The organism is Staphylococcus sp. MSU001 (genome assembly GCF_052976705.1).
The window spans coordinates 67,770-83,551 of sequence record NZ_JBRIKK010000001.1 but is presented as its reverse complement, the minus strand read 5'-3'; the positions used below and the strand labels follow the sequence as shown (position 1 = coordinate 83,551).

Genomic DNA, 15,782 nt, shown 5'->3' with positions numbered 1-15,782 from the left:
CCAAAAATCATATTGACAACGTTGATAAAATCCCAAGATGAGGTTTTGAAAGATCATTTGTAAAAATGTCCATTCAGTCAATGTTGTTTTTTTCCTTAAACTTTATTTTTAAATAGTTTTGGACAAAATTTTTCTAGTGTACGTGGACATAATTGATAAAATTTAAGCATTATTTGCATCCATGATGGTTGATTAATTTCAATTTTATTTAGTATTATTCCTTCCACTATTCGCTTGGCAAGTTGTTGTGGTTGCATCATCATGTGTCTATAATTTTTAAAATACTTAAGAGTAGGATTTGCGTTTTTATGGAATGGTGTATCTATTGGACCGAGCTGTGCATTGAGTACTTTTAATTCCGGTTGTTCTAATCTCAATGCATTAAGCACGGCGCTAAACCCTGCTTTCGATGCACCGTAATGGGCCGCATTAGCCTGAGAAACTAAAGCAGCTTGACTAGATATACCAACGATATATGCTGCTTTTACTAATTGGGGTTGAATCACTTTGTATAACAAATTAAAATTTGTAAGATTAACCTCGTAAGTTTCTAATATTTCACGAGTTGAATGTTCATTTATAGACTTAAAATATCCGACACCTGAACTATAGATGAAACCATTTATAGGTGTGGTTAAAAACGCTTGTAATGATTCAATATCTTTTCGTTGCATTAAATCACATTTAATCACATTGATATGTTCAGGTTTAAAATAGTTTTCTTTGATTCGATTGAACTTATCGATATTTCTTGCAAGTATAGTAACATGGGCGCCTCTTTGAAGTAATTCATTGGTTATTGCATACCCTAACCCACTCGTTGCTCCAGTTATAATAAAGTGTTTACCTATCACGTCGCTCCTCCTTTATGTATATTTTAATAACAAGCTTAATAAAGTGTGATAGCATTCAATTTTATTTGTGTGTAATATTACTTAACTATGATATATGATACTATATATGCATAACTTTAAGTCAATGAATAGTATTCAAAATTGAAGGAGTTGAGATGAATATGAAACTTGTATTTTATGGCGCTGGTAATATGGCGCAGGCAATTTTTACTGGAATTATTAATTCCAACAATTTAAATGCAAATGATATTTATTTAACTAATAAATCCAATGAACAAGCATTAAAAAGCTTTGCAGAAAAATTAGGGGTTAATTATAGTTATGATGATGAAGCATTACTCAAAGATGCCGATTATGTATTTTTAGGTACAAAGCCCCATGATTTTGAAAATTTAGCTAATCGTATTAGAGAACACATTACTAATGATAATAGGTTTATTTCTATAATGGCAGGTTTATCTATTGATTATATTCGTCAGCAACTTAATACCAATAATCCATTAGCTCGTATTATGCCAAATACAAATGCTCAAGTTGGACATTCGGTTACTGGAATAAGTTTTTCAAATAATTTTGATCCTAAATCTAAAAATGAAGTGGATGAATTAATCAATGCATTTGGATCAGTTATAGAAGTCTCCGAAGAACATCTACATCAAGTTACTGCAATTACAGGAAGTGGGCCGGCATTTTTATATCATGTATTTGAACAATATGTAAAAGCAGGTACTGAATTAGGTTTAGAACGAAATCAAGTCGAAGAATCTATACGCAATTTAATTATTGGAACAAGTAAAATGATTGAGCGTTCAGATTTAAGTATGTCTCAATTAAGAAAAAATATTACATCTAAAGGTGGTACTACACAAGCTGGACTTGATGCACTATCTCAATATGATATTGTGTCGATGTTTGAAGATTGTTTAGGTGCAGCTGTGAATAGAAGTATGGAATTATCACATAAAGAAGATGAATAAATAAAAACGCTTTTCTCCTAAGATAGTATTCTGAGAGAAAAGCGTTTTATTATATTTTGAAGGTATCGAAATCTTTAACGAAATAAAAATTTGGAGAAGTTTGATTAAGGGATAACTCATTGTATATTGATGTAACTTCATCAATGTTATATCTGTTACTGATATGAGTGATAAGACTTTTATTTACATTGGCTTGCTTAATTAGATTAAATACATCGTCTATATGACTATGATGGTAATTATTAGCAAGTTTCTTATCTCCTTCAATGTAAGTTGCTTCATGAATCATTAAATCAGAGTTGTTTGCTAATTTATATTCATTTTCACACGGTTTTGTATCACCAAATATACTGATAATTGGACCAGGTTTAGCTTTACCTTTAAAATCATCTGAATTGTAAATTAATCCTTTATATTCGAACGTTTCTTGTAATTTGACTTCCTGATATTTTGGACCAGGTTCTAGTCCAATATCTCTCAAGGCATCTACATTGATTGTACCAGGCGTGATTGGGGCTTCAATACGATATCCGAATGAAGGAATGCCATGGTTAAGCATTTCAGCTTGTACAGTAAAACCATTGTGGTGATACGCTAATTGTTGATTGATTTCGATATAGGTAATCGAATAATTCAAATGCGATTCAGAAAGTTGTAAAGATGTTTCGATGTAATTTTGAATCCCTTTAGGCCCTATAATAGTAAGGGGTTTATTTTCTCCACCTTGAAACGAACGACTTGTTAGTAGTCCAGGGAGACCAAAAATATGATCACCATGCATATGTGTTATAAAAATATGATCTATCTTCCCTAACTTAATAGAATGTCTTAAAATTTGATGTTGTGTTCCCTCGCCCACATCAAATAACCATATCGAATTTGAATATGGTTCTAGATTTAAAGCAATGGATTGTGTATTTCTCTCTTTCGTCGGTAACCCAGCACTTGTACCGAAAAATGTAACTTCCATGCTTCATCCTCCTCTTCTTAACTCATTTTATCATACGTAAGAATAATTTCTAAATCAAGAAATAAAATATAATTATAAACTATTATCGCATAATCATTTTTGATATTATTTTATTAAGCGCAAACTTGTGTCTCATATTTGTTAAAGTTGATTTTTAAGTCATAAAGCATTTTTCAATTTATTTTACTTAACTTTAAGCAAATATAATGACCTTACGTTGTGATTATCATATAATAAATTAATCTAGTATGTTTTGATATGAATTAAAATTACATTCTTATCAAATGAAATCCATAAGCATATTTAACTATGTGATTGATTTACTTTTAATACTACGCAATAAAAGTATCGTAACTAAAATTATGTTTAATCATAAAGTATATCATCTTTTATTATATTTATTTAAGAATTGAGGTTTTAATCTTGAGTACTAAACAAAAACACATTCCTTGTTTGATTACAATATTCGGTGCCACAGGAGATTTGAGTCATAGAAAGCTATTTCCTTCTATATTCCATTTATATCAACAAGATAATTTAGATGAACATATTGCTATTATTGGTATAGGACGTCGCGACTATAATAACGAACAATTTCGCGACCAAGTTAAAGCGTCAATTCAAACTTATGTTAAAGATACAGATAGAATTGATGAGTTTATGACGCATGTTTTTTATCATAAAACTGACGTGAGTGATAAAGATAGTTATCAGTCATTACTTCAATTTAGTGAGCGACTAGATTCAGAATTTGCTTTAGGTGGAAATCGTCTGTTTTACTTAGCGATGGCACCACAATTTTTTGGAGTGATCTCAGATTACCTTAAATCTTCTGGTCTTACTCAAACTAAGGGCTTTAAACGCTTAGTTATAGAGAAACCATTTGGCAGTGATCTTAAATCTGCTGAATCATTAAATAATCAAATAAGACGTTCGTTTAAAGAAGAAGAAATATATCGGATAGATCACTATCTTGGCAAAGATATGGTGCAAAATATAGAAGTATTACGATTCGCAAACGCAATGTTTGAACCTTTATGGAATAATAAATACATTTCAAATATTCAAGTTACATCATCAGAAGTATTAGGTGTCGAAGATCGTGGTGGGTATTATGAATCTAGTGGTGCACTTAAAGACATGGTACAAAATCACATGCTACAGATGGTTGCTTTACTTGCAATGGAAGCACCGATAAGTTTGAACAGTGAAGATATACGTGCAGAAAAAGTCAAAGTACTTAAATCTCTTAGACAATTAAAACCAGAAGAAGTTAAAAAGAATTTCGTGCGTGGTCAATATGATCAAGGCACTATAGATGGTAAACAGGTTAAGTCATATCGAGAAGAAGATCGTGTAGCAAAGGATTCGGTTACACCTACATTTGTATCGGGTAAATTAACAATTGACAACTTTAGATGGGCTGGAGTTCCTTTCTATATTAGAACAGGTAAACGCATGAAATCAAAAACGATACAAGTCGTAGTAGAATTTAAAGAAGTACCTATGAATTTATATTATGAAACTGACAATTTACTAGATTCCAATTTGCTAGTCATTAATATTCAACCAAATGAAGGAATTTCATTGCATTTAAATGCTAAAAAGAACATTCAAGGAATTGATACTGAGCCCGTGCAATTATCATACGCAATGAGTGCCCAAGATAAAATGAATACTGTAGATGCATATGAAAACTTATTGTTTGATTGTCTTAAAGGTGATGCGACTAATTTTACACATTGGGAAGAATTAAAATCTACTTGGAAATTTGTAGATGCAATCCAAGATCAATGGACAATGGTTGAACCATGTTTCCCTAACTATGAAGCGGGCACAAATGGCCCTCTTGAAAGTGATCTTTTATTAAGTCGCGATGGGAATCATTGGTGGGATGATATCCACTAATATGAATTTTATATAAATATAGATTAGTGTGAATGATGATATCTTAATTTACGCAACGTTCAAAAGAACTTGTAGTGATTTAGGACTATAATCATTCACATTTTTTATATTTTTGCAAAAAATTAATCTAGCTTTAAGATGTATAATATTTAAAAATAATGTACAATAAAGATTATGATTGAATTTAATTGGAGTGAAAGTTTTGGACGTTATCAAGCAAATACAACAAGCAATTGTATATATTGAGGATCGTTTGTTAGAGCCTTTTAATTTGCAAGAATTAAGTGATTACGTTGGTCTTTCGCCGTATCATTTGGATCAATCTTTTAAGATGATTGTTGGTCAGTCACCAGAGGAATATGCACGTGCACGTAAAATGACAATAGCAGCAAACGATGTAGTTAATGGAGCTAGTCGATTAATGGATGTTGCTAAGAAATATCGTTATGCGAATTCAAATGATTTCGCAAATGATTTTAGTGATTTTCATGGTATCTCACCTATTCAAGCTACAACAAAAAAAGATGAACTAAAAATACAGAAACGATTGTATATAAAATTATCAACGACTGAAAATGCACCCTATACATACAGGCTTCAAGAGACTGATGATATATCTTTAGTTGGCTATTCAAGATTTATTCCTACTAAGCAATTATCAAATCCATTTAATATCCCAGACTTTTTAGAGGATTTATTAGTAGATGGTTATATTAAAGAACTTAAACGTTATAATGATACGAGCCCGTATGAATTATTTGTAGTCAGTTGTCCTCTGGAACAAGGTTTAGAAATATTTGTTGGTGTTCCGAGTGAACGTTACCCTTCACACCTTGAAAGCAGATTTTTACCTGGTCGCCATTATGCATTGTTTAATTTACAAGGTGAAATTGATTATGCTACAAACGAGGCTTGGTATTATATTGAATCTAGCTTACAACTAACTTTACCCTATGAGCGAAATAGTTTATATGTTGAGATTTATCCACTTGATATTTCATTTAATGACCCGTTCACTAAGATTCAACTATGGTTACCTATTAAACAAGAAATCTATGATTTAGATGAGGATTATCAAAATTAAGATGTGACATAGAGTTATGAGGTTATCAGTATTATATGAATTGTGTTTTGAATTCCAACTCGATAGATTTGTTGAATTTTAGAATGAAATTCTTTGAGTTGTGTTCAACTAAATTTAGTCGGTACAAACTTAATATAAATGAGTTATGGACTACCAATGTATAGTGAACACGCCAGTGAGGTAATTAACGTCACTGGCGTGTTCATTATTAATTTCTGAATTATCGTCACGGTATTATATTTCAACGACGAATGCTTCATAAGGTTTAATATGGTCTAAATTTATATCATTTAAGTGATAATTATGCAATTTTATATCTACAGATGAAATATCTAATTCAAAAGGTAGGTTTAGTTCTGATACTTCATTTGTTAGATTAGCTACAATTAATACTGTATTGTTTTTAAATGAGCGTGTATAAGCAAAAATCTGCTCATTTTCTGCATCGACCATACTAAACTTACCGTAAGTGTAAATCAAATCAGATTTTTTAAGTTGAATTAACGCTTTATAATAAGAGAGTATCGAAAACTTATCATTTAGTTGTTGTTTAACATTAATTTCTGTATAGTTAGGGTTTACATGAAACCATGGCTTACCAGTAGTGAATCCACCATTGATTGAATTATTCCATTGCATTGGAGTCCTTGCATTGTCTCGGTTTTCCATTTTATATTTATCTAGTAATTGATTGACATCTCCACCTTCTTTTTTGACTATTTGATATTCAGTTTTAACTGCGACATCGTTGAAACTTTCAATGCTTTCAAATGGATAATTAGTCATACCTATTTCTTGACCTTGGTAAATAAAAGGTGTGCCCTGTTGTAAAAAGTAGGCAGTAGCGTGACTAGTTGCTGATTCATACCAATAATTTTTATCATCACCCCAGGTTGAAACACGACGTGGTTGATCATGGTTTTCGATAAATAAAGCATTCCAACCTACATTTTCTAGTTGCTTTTGCCAACGATTTAAGACTTGTTTATAGGATTTAACATCGAATTTCGTATCGCCAGTACTCCATAAACCGAGATGTTCAAACTGGAATATCATATTAAATTTCCCTTTTTCTTCTCCTACCCATTCTTCAGCATCATTAGGAGTGACACCATTAGCCTCGCCTACAGTCATAATGTCATACCGACTTAACGATTTATCTTTCATTTCTTGGAGCCATTCTTGTATTCCTGGCTGATTCATATCTACATCAAATGCTGGAGCAAATTTTTTGCCATCAGGTATAGGTAAATCTCCTGCTTCAAAATTCTTTTTAATATGAGTAATGGCGTCAACTCTAAATCCATCAATACCTTTTTCAAACCACCAATTCATCATATCAAACACAGCTTGTCTTACATCTGGATTTTCCCAATTTAAATCTGGCTGCTTTTTGCTAAATAAATGGAAATAGTATTGCTTAGTCGATTCGTCAAACTCCCAAGTTGAACCATTAAAGATACTTTCCCAGTTATTAGGTTCAGATCCATCCGGTTTAGGATCCGCCCAAATATACCAATCTCTTTTTGCACTTGCTTTACTAGATTTTGATTCAATAAACCATGGGTGTTCATCTGATGTGTGATTCACCACTAAGTCTAATATTAATTTCATTCCTCTTTGATGTATGCTTGATAACAATTGATCAAAATCGTCCATTGTACCAAATTCACTCATAATGCCTTTGTAGTCACTAATATCATATCCATTGTCATCGTTTGGTGATGGATACATTGGGCTTAACCAAATGACATCTATTCCTAAATTTTCTAGATAATCTAATTTTTCAATTAATCCAGGCAAATCACCTATTCCATCTCCATTACTATCATTAAAACTACGTGGATATACTTGATATGCAACAGCTTCTTTCCACCAATTTCTTTTCATAAAATCATCTCCTCTGTTTTTAAAAAACTAAATAATTAATATAAACAAAATTAATAAGTTAAAATAAAAGGACTCATTAATTTTGACAAAAACTATGCTGAGAGAAAACGTTTACATTACAATTTCAATAAAATCCCACCCAATTTAGAGTGAGATTTTTTATTTTAAATTATTCTTCTACCCATTGTGTATGGAAAATACCTTCACGGTCTTTACGTTCATAAGTATGTGCGCCAAAGTAATCACGTTGTGCTTGAATTAAATTTGCAGGTAAATCCTCTGAGCGATAACTATCATAGTAATTTATACTTGCTGAAAAACCAGGTGTTGGCACGCCATTGCATACACTAGTAGCTACTACTTCACGTAGTGCATCTTGATATTCCATAACAATGTTTTTGAAGTAAGGGTCTAATAATAAGTTTTGTAAGTTTTCATTATTATCGTAGGCATCTTTTATTTTTTGTAGGAATTGTGCACGAATAATACAACCTTCACGCCAAATCATTGCTAATTCGCCTAACTTCAAATTCCACTCATTATCTTCACTGGCTTTTCTCATTTGAGCAAAACCTTGAGCATATGAGCATATTTTACTCATATAAAGTGCCTTACGTATTTTTTCTAAGAATGCTTTTTTATCGCCTTCAAAATGTGCTTTAGGTCCTTTTAAAGATTTAGAAGCAGTAACACGTTCTTCTTTAATTGATGAGATGAATCTCGCAAATACAGACTCTGTAATGATTGTTAACGGAACACCTAATTCTAGTGCGTTAATTGAAGTCCATTTACCTGTGCCTTTTTGACCTGCAGTATCTAATATTTTTTCTACAAGGGCTTCATTGTCATCATCTAATTTATTGAAAATATCACCTGTAATCTCTATTAAATAACTTTCAAGTTCTCCAGCATTCCATTCTTTAAAAGTTTGAGAAATTTCTTTATGTGACATGCCTAATAAATCTTTCATCATTGCATAACTTTCAGCAATTAATTGCATATCAGCATATTCGATACCATTGTGTACCATCTTAACATAATGTCCTGCACCATTAGGGCCAATGTAAGTCACACATGAAGCACCATCTTGTGCTTTAGCAGCAATTGCGTCCAATATATCGCTGACTTTATTATAAGCATCTTTTTGACCACCTGGCATTAAAGAAGGTCCCGTGAGTGCGCCGATTTCTCCACCAGAAACTCCCATACCAATAAAGTTAATGCTACTTTCAGCTAAAGCTTTATTTCGACGAATCGTATCTTGGTAATTAGTATTACCACCATCAATTAAAATATCATCATCGTCTAATAAAGGTAATAAACCATCTATAGTGGCATCTGTTGCAGGTCCAGCTTTTACCATTAATAAAATCTTACGAGGTTTCTCTAAAGATTCTACAAATTCTTCTAAAGAGTATGTTGGGTGAATTTCTTTTCCAGGTGATTCTTTAACCATTTCATCAGTTTTTTGTCTTGATCGGTTAAAAACAGAAACACTATAACCACGTGATTCGATATTCCAAGCTAGGTTTTTCCCCATTACTGCTAAACCCACTACTCCAATTTGTTGTGTCATATTACTTACCTCTCTTGTTCAAAAATTTTCAATAATATTGTAACATAAATCGCTAATTAACAATCATGATATGCATGTTTTATTCAGCTACTAACTCAATAATTTTTATTATTTGTCTTGTGAGCATATACATATCTTTTATTGCTATTCTTTCTGAAGTAGTATGTATGTTTTCATATCCTACTCCTAAAATTACGGAAGGAATACTGTATTGATTCATGATGTTGCCATCTGAACCACCACCAGCAATACAGGTATCCCCTTTTAGCCCGAGCGCTAATGCACTAGATATAGCATATTGTGTTACTTTGTCAGTTTCATTAACTTCAAATCCAGGATAACTTTTTTCAACTAACACTTCAGCTTGACCACCTAATTCATTTGCTGTCGTTTCGAAAGTCTCTTTCATATGTTTCACTTGTTTATTAATGCTTTGATCATCATGTGACCGTGCCTCTGCCTCTAAAGTGACTTTATCAGCTATAATATTAGTTGCAGAGCCACCATGAAATTTACCGATATTGGCTGTTGTTAATGCATCTACTTGTCCTAATTTCATTCGACTGATTGCTTTTGATGCAATATTTATTGCACTAACACCTTTTTTAGGTGTGCTTGCATGGGCTGTTTTCCCTTTTATAGTTGTATAAATCTTTACTTGAGTTGGAGCACCGATAACAGTAGTTCCAACATCTTTACTTGCATCTACAGCATAGCCGAAATCTGCATCTAGAAGTCGAGTATCTATTGCTTTAGCACCTACTAATCCAGATTCCTCTCCCACGGTTATAATTATTTGAATCTGTCCATGTGGCAAATTTGATTCCTTAATTTGTTTAATCGCTTCTATTATTGCCGCAAGACCAGCTTTATCGTCTGCGCCGAGTATCGTAGTTCCATCGCTATAAACATATCCATCTTCTTTTACTACAGGTTGGATGTTTTTTCCTGGAACTACAGTATCCATGTGACTTGTAAAATAAATTTTCGGCACATTCTGATGACTTATATTACTTTTTAGCGTGCAAATAAGATTGTTAGCACCTAATCCATCATTTTTTGAAGCTTCATCTTCAATAACATTGAGCCCCATTTTTTTAAACGTATCTTTAAGATAAGGTTGAATTGTTTCTTCGTGTCCTGTTTCCGAATCAATTTGCACTAATTCTAGAAAACAATCTAATAAACGCTTTTGATTAATCATTTTTGGTCCCCCCTTTTTACTTGTATAAATATATTTTAACTGACATTATGAATTGTCAAAACTAATTTAACTCTTTACTAATGATTTAATTCTATGACATTTTACAACCTATAAGATAAAGTATATAATTTTATTATTATAAAGTTGAAATTTTACGAGTGAATGAATTATAGTTTATAGTGTCAATGACTCAATGGTTGAATATGACCTTATGATGCGGAGGATTAAAATTGAACAATAAAGTGTTACGTGTCATTATTGTTGTTATGTTAATTGCAGTAGTACTAGCATTACTATTAACTAGCATAGCTCCATTAATGAACTAATGAAAAAACGTTACATGACGTTAATTAATATTTCGTCATGTAACGTTTTTTTATATTTCACTATGCAATTTTAAAGAACCAAATTGAGATTTAATATTTAAGTATTCTTCTAGTTCATTTAGAATTTGAATAATATGTGCTCGGGAATTTAAAGTCTTATGAGTAGTCGGTAATGGTAAATCATCGAGAGATAAACGTATTTCATAAAGTGAATGTAGTCTTAGAGCCGTATAATCATTGCTATTTACGTTACTTCCAATTTCATACATTAATTGTGAAATCTTTTCAAGTATAGGATCATCTGTATTTATCTTTTCTAATAACGATGTCATACGTTTTAATAATTCAACTTGTTCTTCCCTCATATCGAAATAATGATAAAATGAATTTTCGTTTCGTACAAAGTGATTTTTAACATCTCTAAAAGCAAGTGATTTTGCTTTTTTAATATTTAAAAGTAATGAATCAAATTTAATATTTAAATGATCATTATGCATTGAGCAGGCTTGACTAAAAATATTAAATATTTCAGTTATTTGATTTTCGATATCCTGCTTAAAATGATTCAATTTCTTATCTAAACTAGGCATCATTAAGTTCATTAGAAATGCTATACCTAAGCCCACTATTAATAGCATTATTTCATTTAAAATAAGGTGCCCATTAATAGCCTTGGCGTTAAAGACATGTAATAATATGACACAACTAGTAATAACACCTTCTTGCACATTTAGAACAACAGTCAAAGGAATAAACAACAAAACAATTAAACCTAAAACAAATGCATGTTGTCCTAAAAGACTAAAAATTGCTGAACCTAAAAATAATATGAGTAAACATGAAACTAGTCGAGATAAAATTGCTTGTACTGAATGCATCTTAGTGTGCTTTATGCACAATACAACTAAAATAGCACTGGATGCATAATTATCTAAACCTAGAAGTTTACATATGATTACTCCTAAAGTCATTCCCACAGCAGTTTTGACAGTTCTAAATCCTATTTTATAGGGATTTAACTTAAGCATGGAACTAACCTTTTATCTTTCTTCACAATATTTATCAAATAAAGATTGCAACTGATTGATTACGTCCATTACATCATGACCTTCAATCTGATGTCGTTCAATCATTTCGGTGATTTTACCATCTTTAATCAAAGCAAAAGATGGACTTGAGGGTGCATATCCTTCAAAATATTCTCTGGCTTGTTGTGTTGCCTCTTTATCTTGCCCTGCAAATACTGTAACTAATCGTTGAGGTAATTTATCATAATGTAATGCATGTGCCGCAGCAGGACGTGCAATCCCACCTGCGCATCCGCATACGGAATTTACCATGACTAAAGATGTACCTTTTTGTTGTAAAACTTGATCAACATCCTCAGCAGAAGTTAATTGTTGATAACCAGCATGCTCAATTTCGTTTCGTGCTTGTTCAACAACATCATTCATATATAAATCAAAGTTTAAATCCATGATTTGTCACCTTCCATAATAAGTTAATTTTACTTATTTTATTCTACTAATTAACAGCACATTGTTCAACAGGATTAATTTATGATGATTGAAAAATTCTAGTTGAAATTTAAAACGAATACTGAAAAACGCTTTAAGAAGAAATTCTCCTCCTTAAAGCGTTCAACTATAATATGAAGTTTAATTGGTAATCAATGTTTGTAATTAATAAATAGATGTATTTTCAATAGAATATTGTTCTATTTTTTTCTTAACAAGATTCATAAATTTTCCCGTTTGAACACCGTCGAGAATACGATGATCGATTGAAATACACAAATTAACCATATTTCTAATTGCTATCATATCATCTATAACTACAGGTTTCTTTACGATGGATTCTACTTGTAAAATGGCAGCTTGTGGATGATTAATGATTCCCATTGAAGAAACAGAACCAAAGGAACCAGTATTATTAACCGTAAATGTACCGTTTTGCATATCATTTTGTGATAATTTTCCTAATCTCGCTTTAGTAGCTAAATCATTAATTTCACGTGCAATACCTTTAATTGACTTTTCATCTGCATTTTTAATGACTGGCACATACAATTTATCATCATCTGCAACAGCAATAGAGATATTAATATCTTTGTGGATAACAATTTCATCTCCTTGCCATGTACTATTGAGTAATGGATTTGCTTTTAAAGCCTCTGCAACAGCTTTTACAAAGAACGCAAAGAAAGTTAAATTGTACCCCTCGTTCTGTTTAAATTGAACTTTATGATGGTTTCTAGTCTGAACCAAATTCGTCGCATCGGCTTCAACCATCATCCAACCGTGAGGTATTTCGCTGACACTAGTAACCATATTTTGTGCGATAGCTTTTCTAATACCTTTAACTGGTACGACACGTTCATTTGATAATGGTGCGTTTTCATTTTTAGATGAGGATTGATGTAAAAAGTCACCATGGTTGATTGAATGATCTTTTTCATCTGTTTGTTTAAATTCTTTCTCTTTTTCTTGATTGTTTGGATTGTTAATAATATTTTGAATATCCTTCTTAGTAACACGACCTTCAAAACCAGTTCCTATGACTTGTGTTAAATCAATACCGTGTTCAGAAGCTAATTTAAAGACAACAGGCGAAAATCGTCCATTGTTATTTGCGCGACTTGAGGCTGTATGCTCCTCATTTTCGTGAGTTTTAGTATTATTTTCGAATTGTGACACCTTTACATTTGATTGAGAATGCTGATTTTGTTCTTCCTTAAAATCATTTGCCGATTCTGTTTGATTTTGATCATTTTCCGAATCGATTTTACAAATCACTGTGTTTATATTAACAGTTTGTCCTTCTTCAACCACTAATTCTGTTATTGTTCCTGAAATTGTTGAAGGCACTTCAGCTGTTACTTTATCTGTAATAACTTCACATAATGGTTCGTACTCATCTACATGATCTCCTACTGATACTAACCACTGTTCAATCGTACCTTCATGCACACTTTCACCAAGCTTAGGCATTTTTATATCCAATTGATACCCTCCTTAAAATTGTGCGAGTTCACGCATTTTTTCCTGTATCTTTTCTGGGTTCATCATAATTTCATTTTCTAATGTTGGTGAAAACGGCATAGATGGGACATCCGGTGCAGCTAGTCGCATGATTGGCGCATCTAAATCGAACAAACAGTTTTCAGCTATAATTGCAGATACTTCAGACATAATGCTCCCCTCTAGATTATCTTCAGTAACAAGGAGAACTTTACCAGTACGTTGAGAGCGTTCAATGATAGTTGCTTTATCTAGTGGATAAACAGTTCTTAAGTCGACTACTTCAACATCGATGCCGTCTGTTGCCAAAATATCTGCAGCTTGTAGACAGTAATTCACCATTAATCCGTAACAAAACACAGTGATGTCCTCGCCTGACCTTTTAACATCAGCTTTACCTAGAGGTACTGTATAATATGTTTCGGGAACTTCCTCTTTTAGAAAACGATATGCTTTTTTATGTTCGAAGTATAAGACTGGATCGTTAGACTCTATAGATGACAATAGAAGACCTTTAGCATCATAAGGTGATGAAGGAATAACAATAGTTAAACCAGGAGTTGAAGCAAAAATGCTTTCAACACTTTGCGAATGATATAATCCACCATGAACGCCACCACCAAATGGTGCTCTGATAGTCAGTGGGCAATTCCAGTCATTATTTGAACGGTATCTCATTTTAGCTGCTTCACTTATAATTTGATTTGTAGCAGGCAAAATGAAATCTGCAAATTGTATTTCGGCAATAGGTCTCTTACCTAGCATTGCTGCACCAATAGCAGTACCAATAATATTCGATTCCGCAAGAGGTGTATCAATTACACGTTCATCACCATACTTACTTTGTAATCCTTTAGTTGTGCCGAAAACGCCACCCTTTTTTCCTACATCTTCGCCAAGTATAAATGCATTACTAAAATGATTTAATGCTAAGTCTTGAGCATTTTGTATAGCTTCTAAGTATGATAATTTAGTCATTTTGTTGACCTCCCTCTTCATAAACATATGTCAAAGCTTCTTCTACTGAAGGGTATGGTGCTGCTTCAGCAGATTTAGTAGCTTCATTAATGAGTTCTTTATGTTCTGTTTCTAATTGACTCAACCAATTTTCGTTTATGATGCCTTGATCGAGTAAGGCCGTTTTAAATTTTATATTACAATCCTCTTGCTTCAATAGGTCTCTTTCTTCTTTTGTACGATATGTATCATCATCATCAGATGAATGTGGTGTCATACGTGAAGTGACTGCTTCTATCAATGTTGGACCTTCACCTGCTAGCGCTCGTTCTCTTGCTTCTTTCATTGCTTTGTATACTGCAATTGGATCATTTCCATCTACCTGGATTCCATGCATACCGTAACCTAATGCACGATCAGATAACTTTTCAGCAGCATATTGTAGTGAATCAGGTACAGATATCGCATATTTATTGTTAATTATTACACAGACGAAAGGTAATTTGTGAACTGCAGCAAAGTTCATACCTTCGTGAAAGTCACCTTGATTTGAACTGCCTTCTCCAACTGTCGCAGTAGCAATATTTGGCTTGTTATCCATTTTAAGTGCTAATGCAGCACCGACTGAATGTGGTATTTGAGTAGCTACTGGAGAACTTTGAGATAAAATGCCTTTTTCTTTGTGACTGAAATGAGAAGGCATTTGTTTACCGCCTGAGTTAATGTCATCACGTTTTCCAAAAGCTGATAACATGGTATCTAAAGGAGAAATTCCCATATAAGTAACAAATGCTAAATCACGATAATAAGGGGATGAGATATCACCTTTTTGCATTGCATATGCCATACCAATTTGAGTTGCTTCCTGACCTTGACCACTGACGACAAATGGAATTTTACCTGCACGATTGAGTAACCATAGCCTTTCGTCTGTTTTTCTTCCTAAGTCCATCCATTTATATATTTTTTTGAGGTCTTCTTCTGTAAGGCCTGCTGACTTGTAATCTATCATTTTT

General features: G+C 32.5%; 14 protein-coding genes. 4 read left to right on the top strand and 10 right to left on the bottom strand.

Going from position 1 to position 15,782, the window contains the following annotated elements:
* Nucleotides 1–95: 95 nt before the first annotated feature.
* The gene (locus tag ACVBFA_RS00430) at nucleotides 96–854 is read right to left on the bottom strand and encodes an SDR family NAD(P)-dependent oxidoreductase (RefSeq protein ID WP_126122301.1); all 759 of its coding nucleotides are present in this window, start codon (nucleotides 852–854) and stop codon (nucleotides 96–98) included.
* A 161-nt stretch (nucleotides 855–1,015) separates the two neighbouring features.
* Between ACVBFA_RS00430 and proC the strand changes: the two genes are divergently transcribed.
* Complete coding sequence (gene proC, locus ACVBFA_RS00425) at nucleotides 1,016–1,831, top strand: pyrroline-5-carboxylate reductase (RefSeq protein ID WP_001831307.1); 816 nt, start codon at nucleotides 1,016–1,018, stop codon at nucleotides 1,829–1,831.
* Between the two features lie 49 nt (nucleotides 1,832–1,880).
* Here proC and rnz read toward each other — a convergent pair whose 3' ends face one another.
* Nucleotides 1,881–2,801: a ribonuclease Z gene (gene rnz, locus ACVBFA_RS00420; protein WP_447158752.1), complete on the bottom strand. Its 921-nt coding sequence runs from the start codon at nucleotides 2,799–2,801 to the stop codon at nucleotides 1,881–1,883.
* 423 nt (nucleotides 2,802–3,224) lie between these two features.
* Between rnz and zwf the strand changes: the two genes are divergently transcribed.
* Both zwf and ACVBFA_RS00410 read left to right on the top strand, forming a co-directional pair.
* A complete protein-coding gene (gene zwf, locus ACVBFA_RS00415; RefSeq protein ID WP_002446498.1) occupies nucleotides 3,225–4,709 on the top strand; it encodes a glucose-6-phosphate dehydrogenase in 1,485 nt (494 codons plus the stop codon).
* A gap of 202 nt (nucleotides 4,710–4,911) precedes the next feature.
* Nucleotides 4,912–5,793, top strand: coding sequence for an AraC family transcriptional regulator (locus ACVBFA_RS00410; protein ID WP_002457705.1), 882 nt, complete (start codon nucleotides 4,912–4,914; stop codon nucleotides 5,791–5,793).
* Between the two features lie 234 nt (nucleotides 5,794–6,027).
* Here the strand turns inward: ACVBFA_RS00410 and ACVBFA_RS00405 are convergent, their stop codons facing one another.
* The 3 genes from ACVBFA_RS00405 to ACVBFA_RS00395 all read right to left on the bottom strand — a co-directional run bounded on the left by ACVBFA_RS00405 (nucleotide 6,028) and on the right by ACVBFA_RS00395 (nucleotide 10,463).
* The gene (locus tag ACVBFA_RS00405) at nucleotides 6,028–7,683 is read right to left on the bottom strand and encodes a glycoside hydrolase family 13 protein (RefSeq protein WP_002505764.1); all 1,656 of its coding nucleotides are present in this window, start codon (nucleotides 7,681–7,683) and stop codon (nucleotides 6,028–6,030) included.
* A gap of 169 nt (nucleotides 7,684–7,852) precedes the next feature.
* A complete protein-coding gene (gene gndA / locus ACVBFA_RS00400) occupies nucleotides 7,853–9,259 on the bottom strand; it encodes an NADP-dependent phosphogluconate dehydrogenase (RefSeq protein WP_002486984.1) in 1,407 nt (468 codons plus the stop codon).
* 79 nt (nucleotides 9,260–9,338) lie between these two features.
* Nucleotides 9,339–10,463: a M20/M25/M40 family metallo-hydrolase gene (locus tag ACVBFA_RS00395; RefSeq protein ID WP_126122165.1), complete on the bottom strand. Its 1,125-nt coding sequence runs from the start codon at nucleotides 10,461–10,463 to the stop codon at nucleotides 9,339–9,341.
* A gap of 230 nt (nucleotides 10,464–10,693) precedes the next feature.
* Between ACVBFA_RS00395 and prli42 the strand changes: the two genes are divergently transcribed.
* Complete coding sequence (gene prli42, locus ACVBFA_RS00390) at nucleotides 10,694–10,789, top strand: stressosome-associated protein Prli42 (RefSeq protein ID WP_002493579.1); 96 nt, start codon at nucleotides 10,694–10,696, stop codon at nucleotides 10,787–10,789.
* A 50-nt stretch (nucleotides 10,790–10,839) separates the two neighbouring features.
* On the opposite strand, the gene ACVBFA_RS00385 is transcribed toward prli42, so the two are convergent.
* From ACVBFA_RS00385 to ACVBFA_RS00365, 5 genes are all read right to left on the bottom strand, one after another.
* A complete protein-coding gene (locus ACVBFA_RS00385; RefSeq protein ID WP_002457709.1) occupies nucleotides 10,840–11,817 on the bottom strand; it encodes an aromatic acid exporter family protein in 978 nt (325 codons plus the stop codon).
* A gap of 12 nt (nucleotides 11,818–11,829) precedes the next feature.
* On the bottom strand, nucleotides 11,830–12,267 hold the full coding sequence (gene brxB, locus ACVBFA_RS00380) for a bacilliredoxin BrxB (RefSeq protein ID WP_002446504.1): 438 nt from the start codon (nucleotides 12,265–12,267) through the stop codon (nucleotides 11,830–11,832).
* A 204-nt stretch (nucleotides 12,268–12,471) separates the two neighbouring features.
* A complete protein-coding gene (locus ACVBFA_RS00375) occupies nucleotides 12,472–13,791 on the bottom strand; it encodes a dihydrolipoamide acetyltransferase family protein (protein ID WP_002475203.1) in 1,320 nt (439 codons plus the stop codon).
* A gap of 12 nt (nucleotides 13,792–13,803) precedes the next feature.
* Nucleotides 13,804–14,787 (bottom strand): alpha-ketoacid dehydrogenase subunit beta, encoded by a 984-nt coding sequence (locus tag ACVBFA_RS00370; protein WP_126122163.1) that lies wholly within the window; start codon nucleotides 14,785–14,787, stop codon nucleotides 13,804–13,806.
* Entirely contained in the window at nucleotides 14,780–15,778 is a 999-nt protein-coding gene (locus ACVBFA_RS00365) for a thiamine pyrophosphate-dependent dehydrogenase E1 component subunit alpha (protein WP_002490006.1), read from the bottom strand. The genes ACVBFA_RS00370 and ACVBFA_RS00365 overlap by 8 nt, the downstream gene beginning before the upstream one ends.
* Between the last annotated feature and the right edge of the window lie 4 nt (nucleotides 15,779–15,782).

Excerpts from the sequence above, each read along its gene's own strand:
- rnz (WP_447158752.1), bottom strand. The coding sequence starts at position 2,801 with ATGGAAGTTACATTTTTCGGTACAAGTGCTGGGTTACCGACGAAAGAG.
- ACVBFA_RS00395 (WP_126122165.1), bottom strand. The coding sequence starts at position 10,463 with ATGATTAATCAAAAGCGTTTATTAGATTGTTTTCTAGAATTAGTGCAA.
- ACVBFA_RS00385 (WP_002457709.1), bottom strand. The coding sequence starts at position 11,817 with ATGCTTAAGTTAAATCCCTATAAAATAGGATTTAGAACTGTCAAAACT.
- brxB (WP_002446504.1), bottom strand. The coding sequence starts at position 12,267 with ATGGATTTAAACTTTGATTTATATATGAATGATGTTGTTGAACAAGCA.
- ACVBFA_RS00370 (WP_126122163.1), bottom strand. The coding sequence starts at position 14,787 with ATGACTAAATTATCATACTTAGAAGCTATACAAAATGCTCAAGACTTA.
- proC (WP_001831307.1), top strand. The coding sequence starts at position 1,016 with ATGAAACTTGTATTTTATGGCGCTGGTAATATGGCGCAGGCAATTTTT.
- gndA (WP_002486984.1), bottom strand. The coding sequence starts at position 9,259 with ATGACACAACAAATTGGAGTAGTGGGTTTAGCAGTAATGGGGAAAAAC.
- ACVBFA_RS00405 (WP_002505764.1), bottom strand. The coding sequence starts at position 7,683 with ATGAAAAGAAATTGGTGGAAAGAAGCTGTTGCATATCAAGTATATCCA.
- ACVBFA_RS00365 (WP_002490006.1), bottom strand. The coding sequence starts at position 15,778 with ATGATAGATTACAAGTCAGCAGGCCTTACAGAAGAAGACCTCAAAAAA.